The organism is Lysinibacillus sphaericus (assembly GCF_015844675.1).
GTDB lineage: Bacteria > Bacillota > Bacilli > Bacillales_A > Planococcaceae > Lysinibacillus > Lysinibacillus sphaericus_E.
Genome location: NZ_LDGC01000073.1, coordinates 101673 through 126353 on the forward strand (window position 1 = coordinate 101673; position 24681 = coordinate 126353).

Here is a 24681-nt window from a genome sequence, read left to right on the forward strand (position 1 = left end):
ATTCCAATACTTTAGACAAAAGGAGTGTTTCATTTTGTCTAAAGATAATCAACGGAAAATACATGTAATTTTGTTGTTAATAGTACTTATTATTTTCGTGTGGTCTGTCATAAAACCAGTATCCTATTTAGACTGGCTCGCAGAAGTTAGTCCTGCTGTCGTTGCAATTATTATTGTAGTCGCTATTTATAACAAGTTTCGCCTTACAACACTTTCTTATTTTATCATTGCCCTTTTGTCTATTCTAACATTCATTGGTGGACACTATACTTATTCGGAGGTTCCACTTTTTAACTGGATTAAAGAGGAGTTTCACTTAAAACGAAATGACTACGATCGATTTGGGCATTTCCTAAAAGGTTTGATGGCCATTGTCATAAGAGAAATATTAATACGAAAAACACCATTAGTAAAAGGCGCCTGGTTAACAGGCATATCGATGAGTATTCTCCTTGCTATTGCTGCTCTCTATGAAATAATTGAATGGCTCAGTACAAAAATTTCAAAGGGAAGTCAAGGAGCCAAAGATTTTGTAGGTATGCAAGGAGATCCATGGGATGCACAATGGGACATGTTTTCTGCCTTCCTCGGGTCAATTTTGGCTTTACTGCTATTTACAAAATTACATGATAAATTATTGAGAAGACAGACAAAGTAAAACAATTTTCTTCTGTAGCAAGCATAGGATAACTAATATGAACCATTCGAAAGGTGGTACTCTATGTACTATGCAAGTGTTAGTCAACAATCACCCCATTTATCTCGCGTGATTGCTGTCACTGGAAATGGAAAAGTACTAGCTACTCCAAGCTATGTTCAAATTCAATTAGAAGTCCAAACAAGAGGAAAAAATGTACAAGATGCACAGCAGGAAAATGCGGTAATTATGAATCGTGTCATCCATTCACTTTTAACTCTCCATATCCCGAGAGAAAATATTCAAACAACGGTCTATACTATTTCACCACTTTATGATTATAAGGACGGCCAACAGATTTTTAAAGGCTATGAAGTTACAAATGGTATTACCGTTAAAATAACGGATACGAGCCAGATTGGTGAAATTATTGATACAGCAGTAGAAAATGGTGCAAATCGGATTTCCTCTATCCAATTCAACATTGACAATGTAGATGCCTATTATCAACAAGCTCTTAGTTTAGCCCTTCATAATGCCCTAATGAAAGCTAAAACGATTGCAGAGACGATGCATTTGCCTTTACAACTACAACCAATCGAAATTGTTGAGGAACATGAAGGTACACCTGTCCTGTATAGATCAATGGCGTTGGCTGATTCCAAAATTTCTACTCCTATTGAACAAGGTCAAATAGCCATTAATGCGAATGTTCGAGTGAAATTTCAATATTAAATTGTATAAGAGCCTTCACCCTATTTAAATAGGATGTAGGCTCTTATAGTTATTTAAGCTTGTAGAGATTATCTGTCGTTAAATTCAAACGTATTTTTTTCTAGATTCACTACTCCATCAGACGCTTTAAAAATAATATCAAAATGTTGACTATACGAATGCATAAACAATTCATATTGAATCCGACGTTCTTCATGGGACTGCTTTAAATAATTGATATCAGTTCCCCTTTCAAGTACATCACGACCGGACCTTCTCTTTAATTCCGTCTCACCATCTGTATAAAAGTAAATTTTCAAATCAAATAATATTGGGTTAATAAATGCTACACTCATTCCTTCTACAACCGTTACTTTATTTTTTGAAGAAATTAACGCACTTTTCATATAGTGCGTATCTATTGTCAATAAATCCAGACCTTGTCTAACCATTTGAATATCTCTTTCCAAAGAAGGTAAATGATGCGCCGCTGGATGGCAAGCTGTCATTTTAAAATGATGCTGCTCGTTTCGATAAGTATAATTGATCATTGAATGCTTTCGTATATCCGAACTAACAATGTACGGGTCTGTATTGATATAATTCACTTCATTTAATTGGTTAATAAGCTTATTGGCGAACGTTGTTTTTCCTGCTGCTCCATGTCCGGAAATACCGATAACAATTGGTTTATCTTCCTTGCTGGTCCAAGTAACGATTTCTTGCAATAACCTATCCATCTTTTTTCCCTCGCTACATCTATTTTATAAGTTTTTATTTTATGGTTATTGTACCCCATTTGCTAATTAGTTCCAATTTGTTCGACGCTTTACCAATCTTGCCCTTCTTTAATTTTTCCGTATTTTTTTCTTTCTGATAGCCTTCTAAATTAACGCTTAAGTCAGATGATTCACTGTTCGCTTTAAGCTCTAATGATTTCGGTGCCGCTTTGTATGATATTGTTATATCCCCTGAAGCGGTTTCTACAAATAATGATTTTCCTTCGATAACTTCTTTCATTAAAACTTCACCGCTAGTCGAAGTAATATCCGTTTTCGGACTGTTGACTCTAGTCATATAGCTATCACCATTTGTAGCAGCTATTGTTAATTCGTTTAAGGTACTGTCTTCGATACTCAATTCACCATCTTTTGATGTGATTGTCCCTTTATCAGCCGATAGTCCCTTAATGGTTTTAAAGCCAGAATCCGTTGAAATCGAAATTTCTTCTGTTTCAATGTTGTTAATTTTGATATCTCCATAGCTGTTTTTTAATGCAATCTTATTCACAGCATTTTTAGGAACAGAAATGTGAATAGTACCTTTTTTTCCAAAGCTAAAGTTTTTCATAGCTCCTTCTTCAGCGTCTTGTTGAATTACCTTTACTTTATTTCCGTCTTTCTTAATTTCAACAGGATTGTTATCCTGCTTCTCTTGTTGTTTACCTTCAACTTCAATTGTCATTTTTTCAGATTCTGTATTTTCTAATGCTATATTCCAAGACTCTATGTTTAATTCTAGTTCTTCAATTTCCTTAACATCAAAGGATTGTTCTTCATTAATGCTTTTTTCTCCGTTTATGTTAAAGGTGAAAAAAATTCCTCCTATTGTAATAACGAATATCAAAGCTATAATCGCTTTTTTCACTTTACATCCTCATTTCTCATATTAATTACGCCTCGAATCTATTCCAGCTTTTGCTGAAAGAAGATCATCAATTATGCCTCGGCATAATTGCGTTCGGAATCGGCTTTGTGCCTAGGCCTGCACGAGGGCCGACACGATGTCGGTCATTTCGGTAATGCCGCAGGACGTGGCGTTTTTACCGATGCAGGTCAGTTAGCCGTTATCGCATGGATGCGATGTTTTTAGGCTAACATCCCCTAAGAACTCCTTTCCGATTCCATAACATCCTCCGGAGGCTTTGGGCCAACAGATGTTTTGTGCGAAAGCGCAGTGATAACGTAGCGTCAGCAGAGGGTTTTTTTGTGCGAAAGCGCAGCGACAGCAACAGCATGATGTTGGTCACTCAGTCGTTGCCACAGGACGTGGCGATCTTAGAATGAGTTTCTCTATTTCAGCGGGTGTTTGGACACCCGCTGAAAGAAGTTAAATTAAATCTACTTTGTCGACTTTATAATAGGACAGATAGCCGATAATAAGCCCTAATAGACACATTATTATTGGGACCATGATAAACTGAAATAAACTGGCAGATGTATCCCCATTCGAAACCGTTGAATTAATAAGAAATCCAATTAATACAGCTGATGTAATTGTTGAAGCAGTTGTTTTTTTTCGCATGCCGAAGTACAAAGGAATTAAGCTTACCCCAGCCATCATAAAAGCATTGATGAAAGTAGACGGTATAGTAGCTACCATCTCCTGTATCTCAATAGGAGCTTCAAACAAGTTCATCATTGGATTAAAATAATAAACAGCGATATTCATCATAAAAGTCGCAATGATAATGCTAAAGAAACAGAATCCAAAAACTAGAGACAGCTTAGCAAAAATAATTTTTTTCCTTTTTAACGGATACGTAAATAATAATTGAACAGTCTTATTTTTGTATTCATCTATGACTAAACGAGATAAAATGATGCTCGAAAAAATGATAAAAACAATTCGAATTAAAATATTTGTTAAAGACATAAAATCTGTATAATCCTGAAACATCTTTTCATCTCCAGAACCCATGGCCATTAGTGCAACTGCCGCAAAAATTCCAACAATACAAATGATTAAGCCATTAAAATAGCTAGATATACGATTCTTTTTCCATTCAAGTCTTAATAGTTTAAGCAATTTGATTCCCTCCATTTATAAGATTTAAGAAATACTCTTCTAAATGCTGTTGCTGTTTTTCAATGCCATTGACAGCAATGTTATTTAAAATAAGTTCTTTATTCACTTGAGATTGGGAAATGTCATGTTCAAAAATTCGAATACAATGTTGATTCGTAATTTCATATTTCCGAATACCTAACTTGCTCTCTAGCACATGAATCGCTTTTTTCACATCGTCTATTTTAATCTCCAGATACTCCATGTTCTCTTTTCGAATATCCTCCATCCTTATCTCTTTCAATAACTTCCCATGATGAAGAATACCTATTGTATCTGCTATTGATTCAATTTCTGATACGATATGACTTGATATTAATATGGTGATTCCAAGCTTCTCCTTTAGATGAAGTAAGAGCTCTCGAATATCTTTAATACCGATTGGATCAAGACCATTTATCGGCTCATCCAAAATAAGAATTTCCGGTTTGGCAACAATTGCACGTGCGATACCTAGCCTTTGCTTCATCCCTAGCGAAAATTCATGTATTTTTTTATGTTCAACACCATTGAGACCTACTATCTCTAGCGCTTTCTCCGTGGCTCCTTTTTCATAAACCCCAATATACTCGCAGTGAAGCTCTAGATTTTCTTTAGCTGTCAGTCTTTCGTAAAATTCCGGATACTCGATAATACTGCCTATTTTGCTCAAGTATTGATAGGATGTATTTGAGATGGATTGATTCAATATTTTAATATCACCTGAAGTAGGTTTTACTAAATTTAAAATCATCTTCATAATCGTTGTTTTGCCAGCACCATTCGGACCTAGAAACCCATAAATCTCTCCCTTCTTAACATTCATATTGACATTCGATACAGTCTCGACTCCTTTAAAGCTTTTACTTAATTGATGTATTTGAATTACGGTTTCCATGTTATATACTCCTTACCCTTTTGAATTCGTTACATTAAGCTTACTAAGTGAAAGTAAAATCAAAGTAAACTCGATGGAAAATGACAGTAATTTTTTCAGGAGAGTAAGGATATGAAGATCAGAAGCTGTTATGATGAGATTGAAACGAGGGATAAAAATGGAAATTGCTGAAAAAATTCTAATCGTAGATGATGAGGTTGGTATATTAAAATTATTAGAAATTACGTTACGAAAAGAAAACTTTATACATATTGATACTGCCTCAACGGGTAAAAGCACACTACAACTTGTAAAAGAAAATCAATACGATATTATTTTGCTCGATATAATGCTACCAGATATAAGTGGCTTTGAACTTTGCACAGAAATACGTAAGCAAACAAACACCCCAATTATTTTTGTCAGTGCTCGCTCTACAGATTTTGATAAATTAACGGGATTGGGTATTGGCGGAGATGATTATATTACGAAACCTTTTAATCCGTTAGAGGTCGTCGCTCGAATAAAGGTCATCCTTCGACGTCAAAAAATGTATGAAAGTTCTCAGCAACAGCAGCATACAAAATTTGATTTCGGTTATTTTGCTCTTAATCCTGAATCTGCTACATTAATCGTTAACAATCAACTTGTCGAGTGTACAGCTAAAGAGCTAGAGCTGCTGCATTTCTTTTGTAAAAATCCAAATCGTATTTTCACAACTTCACAGCTCTATGAATTCGTGTGGGGAAATGATGTATATGGCGAGGAGAAAACCGTAACGATTCATATTTCAAAGCTAAGGAAAAAGCTTGGGGATGATACGCGTAAATCTAAAATTATTGTGAATTTAAGGGGTATTGGGTATAAATTCATTCCACCGAAAGAGGACTCACTATGCGAATAAACACTCGATTTACATTACATCTCGCACTGGGGATTATTCTGTGGATACTTTTAAGTGGTGTCTGTATTATTATCGGGCTCGAAGGGATTCTTCCTCTCTTTAAAAAATCTATTAGTGAAGATTATGAGAGTCTACTGGTAGCATGGATTTTCGGGTTCAGTACTATTGTTTGTATTGCTGTATTTGGTTGGTATTTCGGGGGTCCTCTTGGTTTTATAATGTCTTGGATTCATCAGCTGTCACAGGAAAACTACAAACAGCCTGTTGGACTATCAAAAGTCTATACCCGTAAAGGAAAGCTCCGTATGCGTTACATGTTATATCAAGAGGTACTTCAACATCTACAATCCTTATCAGGAAAATTAAAAGCTGCTGAAACAGAACGTGAAAAGGTTGAACAAGCCAAACAAGAATGGATTGCTGGTATTTCGCATGATTTAAAAACACCATTAACGTATATTACAGGCTACTCTACTCTATTATTAAACGAACAATACGATTGGTCTAAGGATGAAGCCCGTTCTTTTATTCAAGAGATCGCAGATAAAGGCAAGCATATGGAGGAACTTATTCAAGATTTAAGTCTCGTCATTCAGTTTAATAATACGGACGGTCAGTTACCCTTGCGTAAAACTAATCAGGATATCGTGGATTTTACAAAAAGAATCGTTGCTACTATAAGCAACAATCCACAGGCTAATGACTATATATTGCACTTCAAAACTGATACATCCGTTATTAACATTGACTTTGATACGAAATTCATGCAACGCATATTACAAAACATTCTTATGAATTCAATTATCCACAATCCATCTAACACAAATATTTATACACAGATTTTCGATAGTGTTGAGCATGTAGAAATCCACATTGTGGATAACGGTGTAGGGATGTCTCAACACATGATGGAGAACATATTCCAACAATATTATCGTGGAACTACAACAGATTCTTCATCTGAAGGTACTGGATTAGGCATGGCAATCGTTCATAAGCTCATTCAAGCTCATAATGGCACTGTCTCTGTACAAAGCGAATCTTCTAATGGGACAACGTTTATTATTACATTGCCTAAAAAATAATATGGAAATCGAACACTTTTGGATGTATCGCCCGAGTTGTCGGTTGTTGGACTTGAGCAGTTCACTTCTTTGGTGACCTGATCACTTTTGGGGTTAACTGATCACTTCTTCGGTGAACCCGATCACTTTTGGGGCTTACCTGATCACTTCTTTGGTGACCCGATCAATTTTGGGGTTTACCTGATCACTTCTTCGGTGAACCCGATCACTTTTGGGGTTTACCCGATTACTTCTACAGTGAACCCGATCAATTTGATGGCCCATCGGAATCATTCATGAAATTATATGGTTGGACATATATTTAAGCATCATAAATTGGTTCAACAAGGAGGATTTCATGCAATCTGAAAAATTGCGACTAAGAAAGATTCAACATCTTGCTCATGAAATTACTGATGAAATGCATAAAGGTGAAGAACTTACGCACTTAGAAACATTGATTCCTGTTATTGATAATTTATCTCGTGCGATTGGTGATTTAACAGATTCCTATGGAAAGTATTCATTAGATTATGTAGAGGAAAAAGTGAAAAATGCTCATACGCTTTTGTTTAATAAAGAAAAAGTGGATGTCTATTTATAAAAATATGAGAAAAGGGTAACCATTTATATGGTTACCCTTTAAACATTTAATGTGTTTCAGGATTAAATGTTTTACAATCTGTTTCTTCACTATTAGATGCCTGTTGTCCTTTTTGACTTACTACATAAATTTTTTCTGCACCACATCTGTTTCCAGAGTTCCAAAATGTACAGTTATTGACTTCACAAAGAATTTCTTGTGCCATCGTTTCCACACCTCCTCTTTTTTATCATTAACAAAATTGAGGTATTCAATACTTAGTTATAGAAGGTGTAATGAGTGGAAATATACATCATCTAAACTTCGATTTCATAGTGTTGAAAAATAAAATGGTCAAAGAAATCTTTGTGAATGTTGCGGCTCTTTAATTTCCGTTCGAGGCTACTCGCTTTCCTGTGGTTCAAATATAAAAGCAATTGTTGCTGCCATATTGTCTTATTACTATAAATTAAAGTGACATCTAAAAAAACACACCCAAAGTAGTGGTTGATTGGAGTGGAGACTGGGCGACTCCTTGGGGATCAGCGTCACAGATGAGACCCTGGAGCGAGCATCGCGAGTGAAGCGGCTCATCGGACGCCCCCAGGAAAGCGCCCAGTCGGAACGGAAATCACCCCCTCATTTTGCCATAAGAGTCATACTTTAATTTCATTGTCACAATAGTTTTTCTACACGTTAATCAATAACCTTTGTCGGTGTTGCCTTTTGCACAATTATAATGCCATCATATGCCTTTGCAGGTGTCATCTCAATTGTATAAAGCATTTTCACAAACTTATACCAAACACTAAAGTCATCTCCGATATTACCCATTCTTTGTTTTTTTGCTAAGATGTTCGCTAAATCCGGCGATTCATTAGCCTTTTTAAAGTCTACATAAAATATATTTTCCTTCACTTCGCTGAAAGCATCTATTAATGCATTTCGGTGCTTAATTGTATACTCTTTTCTTACGCCAGACTCATTTTGTGCCTGAAACGTATTTTTAACAAAGTCAGTCCCAATAGCAAAGTACGCATCTTTATATACTTCGTCTAAGTGTTGGCCCATAGATTTGTACCCTGCCAGATTCGCCGAAGTTTTCTCAATATGTCCATTATGAGCAGATATCAGTACTTTATCATGACCTCGAGCTGCTTCAAAATCAACGATCCATTGTAAGTTGTTCGCTAAATATTCATCACGAAGATTCATATAATTACCATCACTTAAAAATAATTGCGTTCGTTGCTTCATAATTTGCGCATATTGAGCAGCAAGTAAATAAGCTTCTTTCGACGATTTCTTTTCATAAGAATCTTTATTTGTTTGCAAATCCTTTATGATTGCATCCATATTTTTATCAAGTTCCTCTAGCTGACTACTAGATAAATCTCTCATTGTTTTATTCGTCGCATCTTTTAGCTGTGCCTTATATTTATTAGCACCTTCACTATTGACCACATCATAATAGTCTAATAACCCTTTTTTACTATAATCATAGCGCTGCATATCGTTACCGTAAAAATAAATTTTATCTTTCTCATTGGCAGTCATATTGTAATCATGCATCCACTGAACAAACTCAATCATTTGCTCTGTTTTATAAATACCATAATCCAAAGCTTTTACCGCTTCCTCAGCTGTGCCAGTACCATTTAAAATAAACTGATTAATTTGCTGAGCGCCACCAAAATCACTTTCTAACACAAACACACGAACATTTTCATTTTTTATTAGAGCTTGAAATACATCTTTCTTTAAAGTTTGGAATTCAACGTTACCATGTGTCGCTTCTCCAAAACCAATTACTTTCACGTCATTTGGAATATCGATATTTTCAACCGCGGATGTATATTTTGAAGCATCCTTAACAGCCTCTACCTTTCCCCATCCCGCTAAAACAAACACAAGAAATATTGTTGAAATTAACAAAAAACTCCTTTTAACAAGTACCATTTAAAAAAACCTCCCTTTATTTATAAAAAAGTTATTCCGCGTTAGCAGCACTTTATACAGCTTTTCTTTGGAAATATAAATATCCTCCAAGGAAAAATAGTAGGAATCCTCCTCCTACAACTGTTAATAGTTGATCCCAAGGCACGAAGAATACATCATCCGTATTGCCTCCAACATACATCATTGAAAACGGTTGAGCCCATGGATAGTAAGGTCCGATAGTTTTTGAATTGATTGCTAGTATAGAAGGTAAAGTAAAAATTACATTAACTGCAAATGGAGCAGCGAAGCTTTTAAACATGATAGACATCCACAACTGCAAAGCTACTAATGGCAATGTCGCTACCCATCCTCCGATAATGCTCTTCCAAACAATTTCCATCGGGAAAGGATCTGTATAGCCTTTTATCATGCCTACAGCAAATATAGAACATAAATATAGTAATTGCATCGCCATCATAAGAATCATAATTAACACGTATTTTGCAACAAATACTTTCCCTCTTGTTACCGGCAATGCTAGAAGCTGTTTCCAACCGCCAGATTGATGTTCATATCTACAAATAAGACTTGCTAATACCCCTGCAATTAAAGGTAGAAACAATAATGCGTATGTTAAATTCATTGAAAACAAAGAAATGTACCAAGGATTCACATCAAGATCTTGCGTATTAGATTCTAAATTTGATGTTAATCCGATAAAAAGTCCGATTATCGGCCCTGCTAAAATGATTGGCACCATTTTGGATTTTCGCAGTTTAAACCATTCAGCGCTCAGTATTGACCACATTTACTTTACATCCCTTCTAGCGAAATCTATCATTCCGATAATATACAGCAAAATACCGATGCTGATTCCAAGCCCGACATTTATAACAGGCTCATCCCATTGATTCATTAAAGATGGCCATTTCCAAATCATCCAATCAGGCAATACAAAGGAGGAATACGCAAAAATTACGCCGAAAATGCCTACTGTAATTGGGATTCCCTGATTATGACAAACACTTGCAATCCAAAGCTGAAGTGCTAATATTGGTAGCGCTGCAAAATATGGATAATAAGCAAATTTAGCAATTTCCATATATGGTGTACTATCGCCTAAGTCTAAAAAGACTCCGTATGCCAATGTCATTAGCATTAAAATCGTGGAAGACAAGAATAGTAAAATCGCTAGCACTGTGAATTTTGATAAATACACCGTTAATTTAGACACCGGTAGTGCAATTAATTGCTTCCACGCGTTCGTTTCATTTTCAATGCTCGCTATAAATGACGTTAAAATAGCAATCCCTAAAACGATAGCAAGTGGTGTAAATGAATGAACATTTAATAAATAGTAGCCCCAATCGTCCTCGCTTTGCGTTAACAAATAGTCCCTTCTTAAACCGTAATTCACCATTTGTAGAGCAACAACACCGATTGGTCCTAAAGCTGTTAAAAACCATAATCCCTTGCGTTTAATTTTCAAAAAGTCAGAAGTTAACAGTTTTCCTATCATAGCGCTTGCTCTCCTGTTGTCATTTGAAGGAAGATCTCTTCTAATGATCGCTTCTCTTCTTCTACTCGATAAACTGAAACGCCTTCTTGTACAAGGGTTTGTACAATATGTGCTACCTTTTCATCTGAGCATTCATCGAATAAAATGAGGTCATCCTTATGTTCTGCCTTAATGCCATTGGCTACTAATGAACGCCAGCCCTTTTCACTATTACTCACTTTTATTACTACCTTTGGCTGAGCAAATCTACGCATGGCTTCAATTGAATCTTGGAAAATCATTTTCCCCTTTGTCACAATGCCCACTTGTGTAGCCATTTGATCTATTTCAGATAATAGATGGCTTGAAATAATAATTGTCATTCCATACTCTGAAGGCAGTCGTTTAATCAAATTACGAATTTCGATAATACCAGATGGATCAAGACCATTCGTTGGTTCATCTAAAATAAGCAATTCAGGATTATGTAACAACGATGCAGCTATACCTAAACGTTGCTTCATCCCAAGAGAAAAGCCCTTTACTTTTTTATCTGCAGCATCCTTCAAACGAACAATTTCTAACACTTCATCGATCCGTGACTTCGGTACACCTAAAATTTTTCTTAACGCTTCTAAATTTTCATAAGCCGTTAAATGTGGATAATAAGAAGGGTTCTCTACTAATGAACCAACCTTTGATAGAATATTAATTCGTTCCTTCGTTAAATCTTTTTGGAACATTTTAATAGTCCCAGAAGATGGCTTCATTAGACCAAGAAGCATACGAATCGTCGTCGTTTTCCCCGCTCCATTCGGTCCTAAAAATCCATATATTTCACCTTTGCGTATTTTTAAATTTATATTTGATACAGCTTGCTCTTTACCAAAGCTCTTTGATAAATTTTCTGTTTGTACGATATATTCCATTGTCCTCACCTCTGTAATTATCATAAGAAATGAAGGTTAAAAATAGGTAAGGTTCAAGGTTAAATTTTGTTTAAAAAATGCTCTCTACCATAACTTGGGGTTGATTTCCGTTCCGGCTAGGCGCTTTCCTGGGGGCGTCCGATGAGCCGCTTCACTCGCGTTGCTCGCTCCAGGGTCTCGGGGCAACAGGATGTTGGTCACGAAGGCGTTATCACAGGACGTGATGTTTTTAGCCTTCGTTCCCCTATCGCTAATCCCCAAGGAGTCGCCTAGCCTCCACTCCAATCAACCTATTCGCATGATAAACGTTTTAACAAAAATGATATCTAACTTCCGACGATGGATCAATTTAGATCATATGTATGCCTCAACACTAGACCGTAAAGCTCTCTATGCTTTCCCACAGGAATCTGCACATTTTTTTACCTGTAATCTAATAAACAGCATGCCATATGCTTTTCTGGCATACTGTTTGACAATTACTGAAATGATGCATGCATTAACACACTTCGCGAATTATTCTATTTGTAGTGTTTAATTTTAATCTTGGTGCCAGATTCACTTGACTCAATATCCCAATCTAAATTCATGCCCTTCACCATAATATCGACTATAGATAAGCCGATACCAGCGCCTTTAGCATCGGATTCATTTTTCATTCCGTTCCCGTGATCTTTTATAATAAATGCATCATAATGCTCCGTCGATTCGGTCTCAACGCCAATATATTTCCCGTTACTTGCATGGCGTAATATATTTTGGAATAAATTATCAAATATACGTCCAAGCCAAATCGGATCCACTTGCCATTCATTTTTCTCAAATGAATGTAGTTCAATATCGATTTCAAAGCCTTCCTTTTCAAACACTGAATACCATGTAGTCAGTTGTTCACGCACAAAACGAATAACATTGATTTCTTTCGCCTCAAATTTATATTTGCTTGCCATCAATAATGTATAGGACATTAAATTTTCTATTAAAGCGTCAACACTAACAATCGATGCTTCCATTGCCTTAATCGCTTGTTTTCCATCCTCTGATAATGCTTCTTTACTTATTGAATAGGATTGCGCCCGTATTTTCGTTAATGGCGTTCGTAAATCATGTGATAAATTAGCAATCAATTCACGTCTTAACTGTTCTTCCTTCTGCTCGCGATTCTTACTTTCCCTAAGCTCACATACCATGCGATTAAAGCTTTGTTCAAGCTGACCGATTTCGTCCTTCTTCTTGACCTTCGTTTCAATAGGTAAGCCATCTACATCACGAATTTCCATTGCTTCCTGTAGGTGCAATAGTCGTTTTCGAATCCCTTTGAAAAATAAAAAGGAGACTATAATGAAAAATAGAATAACCGCAACAACACCGACAATTAAAAGGCTTCCATATTGTTCATAAACATTTTTTAGAGGTGGATTAAACACTTCTCTTGGAACCTCAAAAACGATAAATCCATTCGATTCGTCCTGTCCTAAAAAAGCTATAACTGTAAACGGATCTCCACCATAACGCTCTTTTATAAATTTTGTCGTAAATGCTGGCGTCCATTTTAATGGCAGTTGCTCCGTCACATTCAATGTTGTAAGCAATGTACCGTCCTCACTTACCCAAAACATGGATGATTTAGGGTACTGGTCCTTCCAATCTTTAAAATGTTGCACCATTGTTTCCTCTGTAAATTTTTTTATACTCTTAGCTTCTGTAAGCCATTTTTCTTCTACTTCGCTTGCCATAAGAACTTTACCTGAAAAATCAGTTTTCCCTATTCCAAAAATAAAAAGGGCACTAGCAAAGTATGCTAATTGAACAATAGAAATGGCCAAAAAAATGATCAGCATATACTTTACTAATAAAGATCGAAAAAACTTCATTGTTTCACCCTATATCCAATACCACGAATGGTTTCAATAATTGTTGGCTTAGCTGGATTTATTTCTATTTTTTCTCTTAAGTATCGAATATGCACCATTAATGTTTTGTCGCCTTCTATGTAACTTTCACCCCAAACACCTTCATAGAGCTGTTCCTTCGTTAAAATTTGATTTAAATGGCGAATAAAATATTGTAATAAATAGAATTGCTTACCCGTTAATTGAATTTCTTCATTCGTTTCCTTGTTAATGATCCGCATATCTTTCGTATAAATTTTTAAATGCTGAAGATCTAATACATCATCATTTTTTTGATATCTCCTTAGTAAAACTTCTACACGAGCTATAAGTTCATCAGGGTGGAATGGCTTCGTTAAATAATCGTCCGCGAAGTTAAGACCCTCTATTTTATCCTCTACAGCAGTTCGTGCTGATAGCATTAAAATTGGGATGTCTTTATTTTCTCGCTTAATTCTTTTGCCAATTGAAAAGCCATCTAAGCCTGGCAGCATCACATCTAATATAGCGATATCCTTAAAAGCTATGTGCTGATCGACCTCTTCCCCAGATTCGAGCCATGTAACCTCGTACCCTCTTTCCGTTAAATCCTTTGTCACCCATTGGCCAATCTCTTTTTCGTCTTCTATGTACAATATGTTATACAAAATGGTAACCCTCCCAATCTACTCTATATATTTGAAATAAATGTTATTAAAAGCATATTTGTATTATACGATTTCAAAGATTTGTACTCAATCATTGTCTGTAAAGTGAGAGAGTCATTGAATAAATCACATCTAAGGCTAGTGATATGTCGATAAAATTAAAAAGTTGGGTGATAAATTCTAAAAGTTATGTGATAAAACTGAAAAGTTGAGCGATAAACGCTAAAAGTTGGGTGATAAAATAGGCTAACTATAAAAAGACGTATTTGGATTCCCCCAAATACGTCTTTCTTTTATTCAGTAATAATCAACATATCATGATCATCAAACAGCCACATGTCTCCGTAAGCAACTTCCCAATAGTAGCCGTTTGGGTCTTGGAAATAGCCACTATAGCCACCCCAAAATACAGTTTCTGGCTCCTTGACGATTTCCGCCCCTGCCTTTTTAGCTAAATCAAATACTTGATCAACTTCTTCTTTTGACTTTCCATTATAAGCAAGCGTAATCCCATTAAAGCCATTGCCGATTGCTGGTGGACTTGCTTCGTTAATATCTTTTACTAAACGGTCAATCGGAAACAGTGAGATTTTTGTCCCCCCATTATTAAAGAAAACAACATCTGGGTTTGTTTCCTCGCCATACACAATCACTTCAAAACCCAGACCCTCTCTATAAAACCTAAGAGACTCGACCATATCTTTTACACCCAATGTAATTAAATTTAAACGATTCATCACACTCTCTCCTTTTAATCAATTTCGCCTTGGCGTAATTGCGTCCGGATTTGAATTGTGCTCAGGCATGCACGACGCAGGTCAGTTAGCCGTTTTCGCAGGATGCGAAGGTTTTAGGCTAACATCCTTTATTCATTCCTTTCAAAATCTGTGACATCCGCCGGAGGCTTTATCTTCATTTAGTTTGTGTTTGGTCTAAATAGGATCCTTATCTTCTGTAGATGAATCTACAAAAAACATTCTTGCTGTATGAAGATAACAGATTCAATTACTTATTCTATCTTAAACATTGAATCCCCTTCTAGCTTCTTTCAATCCTCATGTTGCTTCTGTCCATATACTCTTTGTATAAGCCATTCTTAATCCACAGCGCTCCATATTATTTTGGCTTATGGATGCAAATTTCGCGTGACCTATCATTACATTAAAATTTTGTTGAAGAGCTTCGTTGATACGAAACTGTGTTAATGCCTGGTGAACCCCTTGATTACGGGCTTTCGGCTTTACTGCGGATGCGGCTAAAATGGCTGTTCTATCATTTATATACAAGGAGCCGATACCAACGTCCTCACCTTGAAGAGTAGCAATATAAAACGACCAACCAGGCTTGTCATACAAAACTTTATTATTCGTTGTGACACTATCTGCTAAAAATGCTGGCATACCAAAACCTTCAACATAGATATTTCCGTAACGATCAAATTCGTCTTCATTGATTTGTCTTATTTTAATGAACGAATTCTTTGTTTTCCCTACCGTCTCTTCGTTTAGCTCACAATATAAGGTTGCATGAAAATCACTCTGAAAAAGACCAGCATTATGTAATTTTTGTAGCGAAGTAGTATTCACATATTGAGGGGCTAAATCAAAACGAGCTGGTATTTCTCTTGTTTTATAAAAGCTAAGGATTTTATCTATCGTATTCTCCGAACTCAAGCTATCACCCTTTACAACATTGTAAGAGGGACCGGGGATATTTTTAATGAAGAAAGCATAGGCACCTTCAAATTGACCAATCTCTACGCCCATAGCATTGTTCTTAATTTCCTTAATTGCATTAAACCTTGATTTGAACATCTTTATTTCGGTCTCTTCTAAGTGATTTGCCAAGTTTTTTGTTATTACCATTCGTTCACCAACCCTTTTCGAAGATTCAATTTTCTACCACTAATTGTAACGTATACAGAGAACCGAACCACGTAAACTAATAAAAATTTCTTACAGCGAACCATTGATATCTCACAAAAGTAACCTCTACGTTTCTATGAAACTAAAAAGTGCGTACTTTTTTTTGCAATGGTATGGAAGCATAATGAGAAAGCAACAAAGCACAAACGAAAATTGGAGGACAAAAAAATGATTAATCATTTACAAGATAAAATTACATTAAATAACGGCTTACAAATGCCTGGTATGGGTCTAGGCGTATTCCAAGTACCAAATGATGTTACAGCGGAAATGGTAAAAAATGCGATCGAGGTTGGTTACCGTAGTATCGATACTGCTGCTATTTATGGTAATGAAGCAGGTGTTGGTGAAGGTATTAGTCAGGCACTAGCAACTACTGGTTTAAAACGCGAGGATTTATTTATTACATCTAAAGTATGGAACGATGGCTTGAGCTACGAAGAGACAATTGCAGCATACGATGACAGCTTGAAAAAATTAGGGCTAGATTATTTAGACCTTTATCTTATTCATTGGCCAGGTAAAAATAAATTTGCAGAATCTTGGAGAGCACTTGAAGATTTATACGAGCAAGGGAAAATTAAAGCTATTGGGGTATGTAACTTCCAAGTATCACACTTACAAGATCTTCTTAAAATCGCTCGTATCAAACCAGTTATTAACCAAGTGGAACTTCATCCACGATTACAACAAACTGAGGTACGTTCATTCTGCGAAGAGCACAATATCCAAATGGAAGCTTGGGCACCATTAATGCAAGGTGGACTTCTTGAAAATGAAACTATTTCAAAAATAGCTGAAAAATACGGGAAATCAAATCCTCAAGTTATCTTGCGCTGGGATATTCAAAATGGTATTGTCACAATTCCAAAATCTGTGCGCAAAGAACGTATGCTTCAAAACGCTGATATTTTTGATTTCACACTAACTGATGAAGAGATGGCAATCATTAACGCCATGAATCTAGATCAACGTGTTGGACCAAACCCAGATGAATTTGATTTTGTCATGTAAACGATAGCTATGTAAATGTGAAAGAGACTGTCTTATTTTCTTCTCTTAGACAGTCTCTTTCCAATCTATTTAAGATGTATGCTTTATTGCGATATCTTCATCACGTTGCATTATCAGTACATCTTCACCTTGATCTTGTAGCATTTCGATATGTTTTTCACCCCAAGTGCAAAGCATGTTCAGCACAGGGTCCATCTCTTGGCCATATGGTGTTAGCGAATATTCAACTTTTGGCGGTACTTGATTGAAAACCTTGCGATTAATTAATCCAGACTGCTCTAATTCACGCAACTGGCTTGTCAGCATTTTTTGTGAAATGCCTGGAATCAATCGGCGAAATTCATTCGTACGAATCTTACCATGGTGGTTAAGATGACAAAGAATAATAGGTTTCCATTTGCCCCCAATGACTTCAAGAGTGGCTTCAACACCAATATTATAAACTTTTTTCATTGTAAACCCCCTGTAATATTCAAAAGTAACTAAAAGTGCCCTATATAACTTTTAGGTATGTATGAATATTACTATATACTATACAAAAAATCAAAGGAGATATTAATAGAATGAAAGATACAAAAGTGCCGAATGCCAAACTAACATTACTCGCACTTGCGATCAGTGCATTTGGTATAGGCTCTACAGAATTTATAAGCGTTGGACTACTTCCATTAATTACAGAAGATTTTGATATAACATTAAGTACTGCGGGCTTAACCGTATCTATATATGCACTGGGAGTAACTATTGGTGCACCACTTTTAACAGCATTAACATCGCGCATTAGTCGCAAAAATGTGTTACTGCTTGTTATGGTGCTGTTTATTATCGGTAATTTACTTGCAGCCTTAGCACCCTCGTTCTCATTACTACTAACTGGGCGTGTTATTTCAGCATTAGCACATGGTGTGTTTATGTCTATTGCCTCTGTTATCGCTGCAGATGTTGTAGCGCCTAATAAACGAGCAAGCGCAATAGCTTTTATGTTCACAGGGCTAACATTAGCAACTGTCACTGGTGTCCCACTAGGAACTTTTATTGGACAAGTAACTGATTGGCGAATGTCGTTCATTTTCATTGTGATTATAGGTATTATCGGATTAATTAGTAATGCCATACTTGTTCCTAGTCAGTTATCGAAAAGCAATCCAATATCAATTCGCGATATCGGAAAAGTATTAGGGAATATACGAATGTTATTAATTCTCTTTATTACTGCCATCGGATATGGTGGCGCATTCGTAGTATATACGTATATTTCCCCTATTTTAGAAAAGTATATGGGCTACTCACCCAAAGCAATAGTCGTGATTTTAGTTGTATACGGTATTTGTGTTGCCATCGGTAATACATTAGGTGGTCATTTTGCGAATAATAACCCTTTACGTTCTATCTTTATTATCCTTATCGGCTTAGCATTAGCTCTACTCGGCATCAACTTCTTTTTAGAATCATCAATCGGTGGATTAATAATGGTCTTAATAATGGGACTATTTATGTTTATGAATGTACCGGGATTACAGCTTTATGCCGTTCAGATTTCTGAAAAATATATACCATCAGCTATCACAATGGCTTCAGCATTAAATATTTCGGCCTTTAACATTGGTATTTTCCTAGGATCATACCTTGGAGGAATTATCGTTCGCCAACAATCATTAGCGCATACTCCTATATACGGATTCGGCATGGTGATGATTGCTGCAGCTACTACGTTCCTATGGTTAATCTTCGATAGAAGCAAACAATACGTTTCTTATAAGTAAAAAATGGAAGGAAGGTGCTTTCTAAAATGCCCCTTCCTTTTTGCTATTTATTAGATTCAAGGAAAGTATCATCAAAATATGCCTTAAAATTCAGGTATTACACCAAAATAATGATGATACGTTGAAATAAATTGGTCGAGATTTAAGCCGTTTGAACTGAGCCCTTTTCGCTCAAGCTTTTCAAAGCACAGCCATTAACACCTAAAGTCTTTGTTGTACATAAGATAATGTATCAACTATAGGATAGGAGGAAATTTAGTTGTATTACAATCCTTATCCGTATTTTGTCTATCCTAATTATTATCCGGCATGGGTAATGGCAAATCAGCCAACTACTCAACAATCTTCTAGACATCTAGCAATGCCTGACCCAACGAATAGAAGTCATAGAAGTCCATTTCCATCCATCAATACAGTGAAATTAAAGACTTCCGCGAAACGAATCAAGATTATTATGCAGCAAGCACAATTACTTACGGATAAAATTGATGAATCAGAGCAATTTGCACATGATCTTATGAACGCGGCGCAACAATCAAATAAAACAGAAGTTGAAAAGTTAATTGCGTCAACTGGCATTACAGTAAAATTCGATACTACCTATACACCAGATGGATTTCGAATAATATTTACTGATAGCGGCTGTTGTAAGCTAACACTAATTTTGGGTTGGTGAAAAGTTGGTCCTTTGAAGAGGGCCTCTTTTTTTGCCTTCAGCATCTTCTTTATGAATTATAACCACGTATCCCTACTGAACTTGTAAACTATAAATAAATATGCTAAAGTATTCATAAATTTCATTTCTGAAAATTCTTATATTTTATTTTCTTATCTAGAGAGACGGAGGGATTGGCCCTATGAAGTCTCAGCAACCAGCCTATAGGTATGGTGCTAATTCCAAATGGCATAATTTAGCCTTGAAGATGAGAAGACTTACTGCATTTGCTTTGCACAAGAGTCCTCTTCTACAAGGAGGGCTCTTTTTTATTGTTGCATTCAAAATAATTAACAGAAAGCAGGGAACTATAATGACAAACGAACTTTTACAAGCAATACAACTATTAAAATCAAAAGAATGGGTTGATTTAACACATACATTCGGTCCAAACTCTCCTCATTTCTTTATGTTTGATGATGCAAAATTTGAAACATTATTTTCCCATGACGATGGCTTCTTCGCACAGCAATTCACTTTCCCTGGGCAATACGGAACGCATATTGACCCACCTATCCATTTCGTGAGAGAAACACGCTATTTAGAGGAATTGGAGCTAAAAGAACTAGTACTCCCACTAATCGTTATTGATAAATCGAAGGAAGCTGAAATTAACAACGACTACACGTTAAACGTTCAAGATATTCTTAACTTTGAAGCTGAATATGGAGAAATTGAAGAAGGTACCTTCGTTGCGCTACGTACCGATTGGAGTAAACGTTGGCCAGATAAAGAGGCTTTCAGCAACAAAGATGTTGATGGCAATAATCATATTCCTGGCTGGGGATTAGAAGCGTTGCAATTTTTATTCAACGAACGAAAAGTAAGTGCAATCGGCCACGAAACATTTGATACGGATTCAGCAACAGATTTTCGTAAAAACGGTAAGTTAGACGGCGAATATTTTGTGCTTGAGCAAGATACTTATCAAATTGAGCTTATGACAAATTTGGATAAGCTACCTCCAAAAGGCGCCGTTATATTCAATATTGTGCCAAAGCCTGAAAAAGCATCCGGATTCCCTGTCCGTTCATTTGCTATATTGCCTTAATATAGCAACAGAGGCTGGGACATAACTAATTTGTACTTTATGAAAAACGTATAATTTTTAAATTAGCAATGAATATAAACAGAAAACCCGAACAATTACGAAACACAGGCTGAGCGTTTCGTGATATAGTTCGGGTTTTTCATTGGCTAAAATCCTTGTGTCCCAGACCTTTCTTAATCATTTATTTAGTGGGATTTCTCTTTTTAAAAACAACATAAACGATCAACATAATTATTATGAACAATACTATAAGATAAATGCTGTAGCGAGATAAATAAACCTCAACATAATGCCATTTCTCACCTAGTACGTTACCTAAAGTAATAAACGTAAATGTCCATATAACTGCTCCCGTATACGCAAAGAAAGCAAATTTTTTATAAGGATAATTATTAATAGCCGCAATATATGCTGTAAGATGACGCACGCCCGGAATAAAATATCCTATTAATAATAATCCCGGCCCTATTTTTGCAAATAAATTTTTTGTGAATTCAATTTTCTGCTCAGTAATATGAATTTTCGAACCGTATTTTTGCAATAAAGGTAGCCCGAATCTATAGCCTATATAGTAGCTCAAAGTAATTCCCCCTACCGCACCTACGATAGCGCTGATTAAAGCTGGAATATGTGCAAGCGTTTCTCGATATACGCTATACCCTACATAGGTCAAAAATATTTCATCAGGAAGTGGCAGCCCGACAATCCCCCCAATTAGGACAAGAATGATGCCAAAATATCCATAATGTTCAATAAGAGATTGCACGTGATGCGCCATTAATCCATCCCACCTAAAGCATAATAATTTTTATAGTTAGCTTTATCATAACTCAATGGAGGCAACATTATGAATGTTATGAAATCAATACAGTTTTCTCCATTAAATGATTTTTAGCTCACGAAGAGCATAATCAATACCATCTTCAGTTGATTTCTTTGTTACAAAATTAGCGATATTTTTTAATGCTTCACTACCGTTACTCATTGCAACACCGAAGCCGACCTGCTCTAGCATATCGATATCATTATCTCCATCCCCAAAAGCAAGTGCTTCTTCAGGACTCAAGTCGAAATATTCTAGTACAGCTAGAACAGCAATAGACTTAGAAACATCATGTTGCAAAACATTTGTAATGTTAGGATGCCACCTTTTAAATAATAAATGAGGAAATGCAGAGGTATACTTTTTCTCAACATCCTCATCACCATATAAACACATTAAATACACTTCTTGCGTTACAATATCTTCATTGATAACAGGAAACTCTTGCAAAGATAATGTTTCTTTCATAGCTTTTAATGTCTCTTCTACTTGAACGTTATTCATTGATAATGTTTCTGTAAAAAACGATAGACTTTGTTTATTTTCATCAGCAAATGCCTTCACTACTTGGACCACTTCTTTGGCAACCGGTATTTTATGTATAACTTGATCTTGGTGCTTAACATATGCACCGTTCGCTGTAATAAACGTCTCTATGCCTACATTTCTTAAATCCTGGCACATTGATAAAGGTCTTCCTGTAGCAGCTACAATATGAATTCCTTTATTCTTTAATTGTCGAATAGCGGTCCTTGTACTTTCTTGCATACGACCATCTTCATAATTAACAAGCGTTCCATCTACATCAAAGAATACAATTTTAGTACCCATCGTTCGCTCCTTTTCATTTTACATATTAGGTGTAAATCTAGTAGAGGAATAACACCAAAGCATAGGGGGATGATTTCCGTTCCGGCTGGGCGCTTTCCTAGGGGCGTCCGATGAGCCGCTTCGCTGCGCTCCAATCACCCTATAAATGTCATCCGCAATTTTGATAATGAATCTAATTTAAAGACACTCATTCCAACTACAGGAGAGCATTAATTGGCTCCTCTTTACCGGCAATCATAATCCTAAATTCCCCAACCAACATACCTGTAATTTTACGTTAATAATTAAGAGGAAGCATCTTTATAGAAAAATTCAATATAGGTATTTTAACCTACAAAACCGACTTTATAATAAAAAAATAAGATTTAAACATTTGTACGTATTTTGACAAACTAAAACGAACGTATAAATTACTTCAGCAACACCGATAAATACTATTACGGGTAAGTATCGATATTTCAAATAACTAAGAAAGTAATGAACATTTTTATTTTAATAATTCTAAAGGAGTATACCAAAGAACATAGAATTGTTAAAATAAGAGAAATTAAATTAAATACATTGAACGACATTGCCTTTCATATAAATAGAACAAAAGAAATGCATCTACATTTATCGCACTACCGTCAGAGGCGGGAGTCTTCTACTGAATGTAGATAATTAGTCGGGTGTAAAGGAGTTGATTCTTATGGCATTTAACATTTACTACTATGAAAGCAGTGTGGATTGTAAGTTTTGTAAAAAGCATTTTACTACATATAAAGTACGCCCTAATCGATATAAAATTATCGAAGAACAAACAGACTTCATGCCAGTTTATGAGGGTTTAAACCCGTTATTATATGAGGTTGCCGTTTGTCCGCATTGTGGCTACGCTTACCACAAATCTATGACAAGAACGTATGGACCTTTCATGCTTCTTATAGACGAGCTGTACATTAAAGAGCTACAAAAACCAATGGATATTTGCAAGGAACGTACGATTGATGATGCCATTGTAAGCCTTAAATTAGCCTATCTTGTATCAAGAGCATCAATGGAAGAGTCACTTCTTATGGCCAATTTCGCACTAAAAATAGCATGGCTATATCGCTTAAAAAATGATCATGAATCGGAAATGCGCTACCTCTTTGCTGCAAGAGACTTTTACAGTAAATCTTTTGCATCCAATCAAGAGGGCGGAGAGAGAATTCAATATTTACATGCAGAATTAAGCCTTCGACTTGGAGATATTGCTGAGGCGAAAAAAGGATTCTCTCGATTAATTGCAGATCGACATGTTTCCAATAAATATCGAAAACTAGCACGAAATCGTTGGGAAAACTATAAATATGACGATCAACCTAACAACGTAAATGACAATATAGGAGAAGTCATCAATTAATATAAACAGGGAGAGTAATAAATATGCTGCTATTCACCAAAAGGATTGATGTGAGAGAAGAAGATATTTTTTCGGAATTACATCATTTTCTACTAAGAAAAAATAATCGCTACTTAACGAACGATGAGGTAGTTACATTAACTGGGGTTTCATCAGACCTACTCTATAAATGGGTCAAAGTAGGAAAGTTAAAAAAATCGATTTTCCCTAATTTAGGCGCACCTTGTGAACGCTGTGGACAAATTACTCAGGCAAAAATCTGTGTTAGCTGCTCATCAACCATCGTTAGTACATTAAAACAAGAGGAAAAGGATCGTGCATGGTTCAATCAAATACAACGGAATCATTCTAGAGCTAGCACGTATCACTATAAATAAAAGGAACTCATCCAAGAAAGTCTTGTTCCGCGAGATCAATATGATGGCCTTCTTCTGATTGATAAAGTAAGTAAGCCGAATTACATAAAGTAAAACTATAATCAGTGGGGGTCTCTTCATCCCCACTGATTATTAGTCTTTACCATTCGGGTTTTTACGGGCAGTCCTTTCTTACTTTTGAGGTGAGGTTTGCACCTGACGCTTCGCTTTCGGTAAAGTAAATTACTGTCCATTAATACGGGATTAAATAATATTGTTAAGATAGCAAACTAGTTTCTACTTCTAG

General features: G+C 35.9%; 27 protein-coding genes and 1 riboswitch. Of the genes, 11 read left to right on the forward strand and 16 right to left on the reverse strand.

Annotated features, from left to right (window positions below; translation table 11 throughout):
* The first annotated feature begins 34 nt into the window (after positions 1–34).
* Entirely contained in the window at positions 35–658 is a 624-nt protein-coding gene (locus ABE34_RS18245) for a DUF2238 domain-containing protein (RefSeq protein WP_197143875.1), read from the forward strand.
* 63 nt (positions 659–721) lie between these two features.
* The gene (locus ABE34_RS18250) at positions 722–1372 is read left to right on the forward strand and encodes an SIMPL domain-containing protein (RefSeq protein ID WP_197143876.1); all 651 of its coding nucleotides are present in this window, start codon (positions 722–724) and stop codon (positions 1370–1372) included.
* A 68-nt stretch (positions 1373–1440) separates the two neighbouring features.
* Here ABE34_RS18250 and ABE34_RS18255 read toward each other — a convergent pair whose 3' ends face one another.
* The 4 genes from ABE34_RS18255 to ABE34_RS18270 all read right to left on the reverse strand — a co-directional run bounded on the left by ABE34_RS18255 (position 1441) and on the right by ABE34_RS18270 (position 5075).
* Positions 1441–2091 carry a uridine kinase family protein gene (locus ABE34_RS18255; protein WP_197143877.1) on the reverse strand — a complete coding sequence of 217 codons (651 nt, stop codon included), beginning with the start codon at positions 2089–2091 and terminating at the stop codon, positions 1441–1443.
* Between the two features lie 34 nt (positions 2092–2125).
* Entirely contained in the window at positions 2126–2998 is an 873-nt protein-coding gene (locus ABE34_RS18260) for a DUF4097 family beta strand repeat-containing protein (RefSeq protein ID WP_197143878.1), read from the reverse strand.
* Between the two features lie 462 nt (positions 2999–3460).
* Positions 3461–4159 (reverse strand): ABC transporter permease, encoded by a 699-nt coding sequence (locus tag ABE34_RS18265; protein ID WP_197143879.1) that lies wholly within the window; start codon positions 4157–4159, stop codon positions 3461–3463.
* Positions 4152–5075, reverse strand: coding sequence for an ABC transporter ATP-binding protein (locus ABE34_RS18270; protein WP_197143880.1), 924 nt, complete (start codon positions 5073–5075; stop codon positions 4152–4154). Before ABE34_RS18270 ends, ABE34_RS18265 begins: the two co-directional genes overlap by 8 nt.
* A gap of 157 nt (positions 5076–5232) precedes the next feature.
* Between ABE34_RS18270 and ABE34_RS18275 the strand changes: the two genes are divergently transcribed.
* The 3 genes from ABE34_RS18275 (at position 5233) to ABE34_RS18285 (ending at position 7626) form a co-directional block, all read left to right on the forward strand.
* Positions 5233–5958 (forward strand): response regulator transcription factor, encoded by a 726-nt coding sequence (locus ABE34_RS18275; RefSeq protein ID WP_197143881.1) that lies wholly within the window; start codon positions 5233–5235, stop codon positions 5956–5958.
* Complete coding sequence (locus ABE34_RS18280; RefSeq protein ID WP_197143882.1) at positions 5949–7043, forward strand: sensor histidine kinase; 1095 nt, start codon at positions 5949–5951, stop codon at positions 7041–7043. Before ABE34_RS18275 ends, ABE34_RS18280 begins: the two co-directional genes overlap by 10 nt.
* A 337-nt stretch (positions 7044–7380) precedes the next feature.
* Entirely contained in the window at positions 7381–7626 is a 246-nt protein-coding gene (locus tag ABE34_RS18285) for a group-specific protein (RefSeq protein ID WP_197143883.1), read from the forward strand.
* A 46-nt stretch (positions 7627–7672) separates the two neighbouring features.
* On the opposite strand, the gene ABE34_RS18290 is transcribed toward ABE34_RS18285, so the two are convergent.
* The 9 genes from ABE34_RS18290 to ABE34_RS18330 form a co-directional block, all read right to left on the reverse strand.
* Positions 7673–7831, reverse strand: a complete 159-nt coding sequence (locus ABE34_RS18290) for a DUF1540 domain-containing protein (protein ID WP_082172635.1) — start codon at positions 7829–7831, stop codon at positions 7673–7675.
* Between the two features lie 470 nt (positions 7832–8301).
* Positions 8302–9564: an erythromycin esterase family protein gene (locus ABE34_RS18295; RefSeq protein ID WP_197143884.1), complete on the reverse strand. Its 1263-nt coding sequence runs from the start codon at positions 9562–9564 to the stop codon at positions 8302–8304.
* A gap of 52 nt (positions 9565–9616) precedes the next feature.
* A complete protein-coding gene (locus ABE34_RS18300) occupies positions 9617–10354 on the reverse strand; it encodes an ABC transporter permease (RefSeq protein WP_197143885.1) in 738 nt (245 codons plus the stop codon).
* Positions 10355–11065, reverse strand: a complete 711-nt coding sequence (locus ABE34_RS18305) for an ABC transporter permease (protein WP_197143886.1) — start codon at positions 11063–11065, stop codon at positions 10355–10357.
* On the reverse strand, positions 11062–11973 hold the full coding sequence (locus ABE34_RS18310; protein WP_197143887.1) for an ABC transporter ATP-binding protein: 912 nt from the start codon (positions 11971–11973) through the stop codon (positions 11062–11064). Before ABE34_RS18310 ends, ABE34_RS18305 begins: the two co-directional genes overlap by 4 nt.
* Before the next feature lie 521 nt (positions 11974–12494).
* Positions 12495–13847 (reverse strand): sensor histidine kinase, encoded by a 1353-nt coding sequence (locus ABE34_RS18315; RefSeq protein WP_197143888.1) that lies wholly within the window; start codon positions 13845–13847, stop codon positions 12495–12497.
* Entirely contained in the window at positions 13844–14512 is a 669-nt protein-coding gene (locus ABE34_RS18320) for a response regulator transcription factor (protein ID WP_197143889.1), read from the reverse strand. The genes ABE34_RS18315 and ABE34_RS18320 overlap by 4 nt, the downstream gene beginning before the upstream one ends.
* A 293-nt stretch (positions 14513–14805) precedes the next feature.
* Entirely contained in the window at positions 14806–15249 is a 444-nt protein-coding gene (locus ABE34_RS18325) for a VOC family protein (protein WP_197143890.1), read from the reverse strand.
* Between the two features lie 318 nt (positions 15250–15567).
* Positions 15568–16377: a GNAT family N-acetyltransferase gene (locus tag ABE34_RS18330; RefSeq protein ID WP_197143891.1), complete on the reverse strand. Its 810-nt coding sequence runs from the start codon at positions 16375–16377 to the stop codon at positions 15568–15570.
* 228 nt (positions 16378–16605) lie between these two features.
* On the opposite strand from ABE34_RS18330, the gene ABE34_RS18335 reads away from it, so the two are divergent.
* A complete protein-coding gene (locus tag ABE34_RS18335; protein ID WP_197143892.1) occupies positions 16606–17451 on the forward strand; it encodes an aldo/keto reductase in 846 nt (281 codons plus the stop codon).
* A gap of 69 nt (positions 17452–17520) precedes the next feature.
* On the opposite strand, the gene ABE34_RS18340 is transcribed toward ABE34_RS18335, so the two are convergent.
* A complete protein-coding gene (locus tag ABE34_RS18340; RefSeq protein WP_197143893.1) occupies positions 17521–17904 on the reverse strand; it encodes a winged helix-turn-helix transcriptional regulator in 384 nt (127 codons plus the stop codon).
* A gap of 110 nt (positions 17905–18014) precedes the next feature.
* Here ABE34_RS18340 and ABE34_RS18345 point away from each other — a divergent pair, with 110 nt between their 5' ends.
* From ABE34_RS18345 to ABE34_RS18355, 3 genes are all read left to right on the forward strand, one after another.
* Positions 18015–19214 (forward strand): MFS transporter, encoded by a 1200-nt coding sequence (locus ABE34_RS18345; protein WP_197143894.1) that lies wholly within the window; start codon positions 18015–18017, stop codon positions 19212–19214.
* A gap of 259 nt (positions 19215–19473) precedes the next feature.
* Positions 19474–19890, forward strand: coding sequence for a hypothetical protein (locus tag ABE34_RS18350; protein ID WP_197143895.1), 417 nt, complete (start codon positions 19474–19476; stop codon positions 19888–19890).
* Positions 19891–20039: 149 nt separating this feature from the next.
* A riboswitch (SAM riboswitch) is annotated at positions 20040–20144 on the forward strand.
* A gap of 98 nt (positions 20145–20242) precedes the next feature.
* Entirely contained in the window at positions 20243–20980 is a 738-nt protein-coding gene (locus tag ABE34_RS18355; RefSeq protein ID WP_197143896.1) for a cyclase family protein, read from the forward strand.
* A 181-nt stretch (positions 20981–21161) separates the two neighbouring features.
* Here the strand turns inward: ABE34_RS18355 and ABE34_RS18360 are convergent, their stop codons facing one another.
* Both ABE34_RS18360 and ABE34_RS18365 read right to left on the reverse strand, forming a co-directional pair.
* Positions 21162–21758: a DedA family protein gene (locus ABE34_RS18360; protein WP_197143897.1), complete on the reverse strand. Its 597-nt coding sequence runs from the start codon at positions 21756–21758 to the stop codon at positions 21162–21164.
* A gap of 102 nt (positions 21759–21860) precedes the next feature.
* Entirely contained in the window at positions 21861–22634 is a 774-nt protein-coding gene (locus ABE34_RS18365) for a Cof-type HAD-IIB family hydrolase (protein ID WP_197143898.1), read from the reverse strand.
* 688 nt (positions 22635–23322) lie between these two features.
* Between ABE34_RS18365 and ABE34_RS18370 the strand changes: the two genes are divergently transcribed.
* Together ABE34_RS18370 and ABE34_RS18375 are read left to right on the forward strand one after the other, a co-directional pair.
* The gene (locus tag ABE34_RS18370) at positions 23323–24018 is read left to right on the forward strand and encodes a DUF2225 domain-containing protein (protein ID WP_197143899.1); all 696 of its coding nucleotides are present in this window, start codon (positions 23323–23325) and stop codon (positions 24016–24018) included.
* A gap of 23 nt (positions 24019–24041) precedes the next feature.
* A complete protein-coding gene (locus ABE34_RS18375) occupies positions 24042–24395 on the forward strand; it encodes a hypothetical protein (RefSeq protein WP_197143900.1) in 354 nt (117 codons plus the stop codon).
* The last annotated feature ends 286 nt before the right edge of the window (positions 24396–24681 follow it).

Excerpts from the sequence above, each read along its gene's own strand:
- ABE34_RS18365 (WP_197143898.1), bottom strand. The coding sequence starts at position 22,634 with ATGGGTACTAAAATTGTATTCTTTGATGTAGATGGAACGCTTGTTAAT.
- ABE34_RS18270 (WP_197143880.1), bottom strand. The coding sequence starts at position 5,075 with ATGGAAACCGTAATTCAAATACATCAATTAAGTAAAAGCTTTAAAGGA.
- ABE34_RS18315 (WP_197143888.1), bottom strand. The coding sequence starts at position 13,847 with ATGAAGTTTTTTCGATCTTTATTAGTAAAGTATATGCTGATCATTTTT.
- ABE34_RS18330 (WP_197143891.1), bottom strand. The coding sequence starts at position 16,377 with ATGGTAATAACAAAAAACTTGGCAAATCACTTAGAAGAGACCGAAATA.
- ABE34_RS18355 (WP_197143896.1), top strand. The coding sequence starts at position 20,243 with ATGACAAACGAACTTTTACAAGCAATACAACTATTAAAATCAAAAGAA.
- ABE34_RS18305 (WP_197143886.1), bottom strand. The coding sequence starts at position 11,065 with ATGATAGGAAAACTGTTAACTTCTGACTTTTTGAAAATTAAACGCAAG.
- ABE34_RS18340 (WP_197143893.1), bottom strand. The coding sequence starts at position 17,904 with ATGAAAAAAGTTTATAATATTGGTGTTGAAGCCACTCTTGAAGTCATT.
- ABE34_RS18300 (WP_197143885.1), bottom strand. The coding sequence starts at position 10,354 with ATGTGGTCAATACTGAGCGCTGAATGGTTTAAACTGCGAAAATCCAAA.
- ABE34_RS18255 (WP_197143877.1), bottom strand. The coding sequence starts at position 2,091 with ATGGATAGGTTATTGCAAGAAATCGTTACTTGGACCAGCAAGGAAGAT.
- ABE34_RS18310 (WP_197143887.1), bottom strand. The coding sequence starts at position 11,973 with ATGGAATATATCGTACAAACAGAAAATTTATCAAAGAGCTTTGGTAAA.
- ABE34_RS18295 (WP_197143884.1), bottom strand. The coding sequence starts at position 9,564 with ATGGTACTTGTTAAAAGGAGTTTTTTGTTAATTTCAACAATATTTCTT.
- ABE34_RS18375 (WP_197143900.1), top strand. The coding sequence starts at position 24,042 with ATGCTGCTATTCACCAAAAGGATTGATGTGAGAGAAGAAGATATTTTT.
- ABE34_RS18370 (WP_197143899.1), top strand. The coding sequence starts at position 23,323 with ATGGCATTTAACATTTACTACTATGAAAGCAGTGTGGATTGTAAGTTT.
- ABE34_RS18290 (WP_082172635.1), bottom strand. The coding sequence starts at position 7,831 with ATGGCACAAGAAATTCTTTGTGAAGTCAATAACTGTACATTTTGGAAC.
- ABE34_RS18280 (WP_197143882.1), top strand. The coding sequence starts at position 5,949 with ATGCGAATAAACACTCGATTTACATTACATCTCGCACTGGGGATTATT.
- ABE34_RS18285 (WP_197143883.1), top strand. The coding sequence starts at position 7,381 with ATGCAATCTGAAAAATTGCGACTAAGAAAGATTCAACATCTTGCTCAT.
- ABE34_RS18335 (WP_197143892.1), top strand. The coding sequence starts at position 16,606 with ATGATTAATCATTTACAAGATAAAATTACATTAAATAACGGCTTACAA.
- ABE34_RS18250 (WP_197143876.1), top strand. The coding sequence starts at position 722 with ATGTACTATGCAAGTGTTAGTCAACAATCACCCCATTTATCTCGCGTG.
- ABE34_RS18345 (WP_197143894.1), top strand. The coding sequence starts at position 18,015 with ATGAAAGATACAAAAGTGCCGAATGCCAAACTAACATTACTCGCACTT.
- ABE34_RS18360 (WP_197143897.1), bottom strand. The coding sequence starts at position 21,758 with ATGGCGCATCACGTGCAATCTCTTATTGAACATTATGGATATTTTGGC.
- ABE34_RS18325 (WP_197143890.1), bottom strand. The coding sequence starts at position 15,249 with ATGAATCGTTTAAATTTAATTACATTGGGTGTAAAAGATATGGTCGAG.
- ABE34_RS18275 (WP_197143881.1), top strand. The coding sequence starts at position 5,233 with ATGGAAATTGCTGAAAAAATTCTAATCGTAGATGATGAGGTTGGTATA.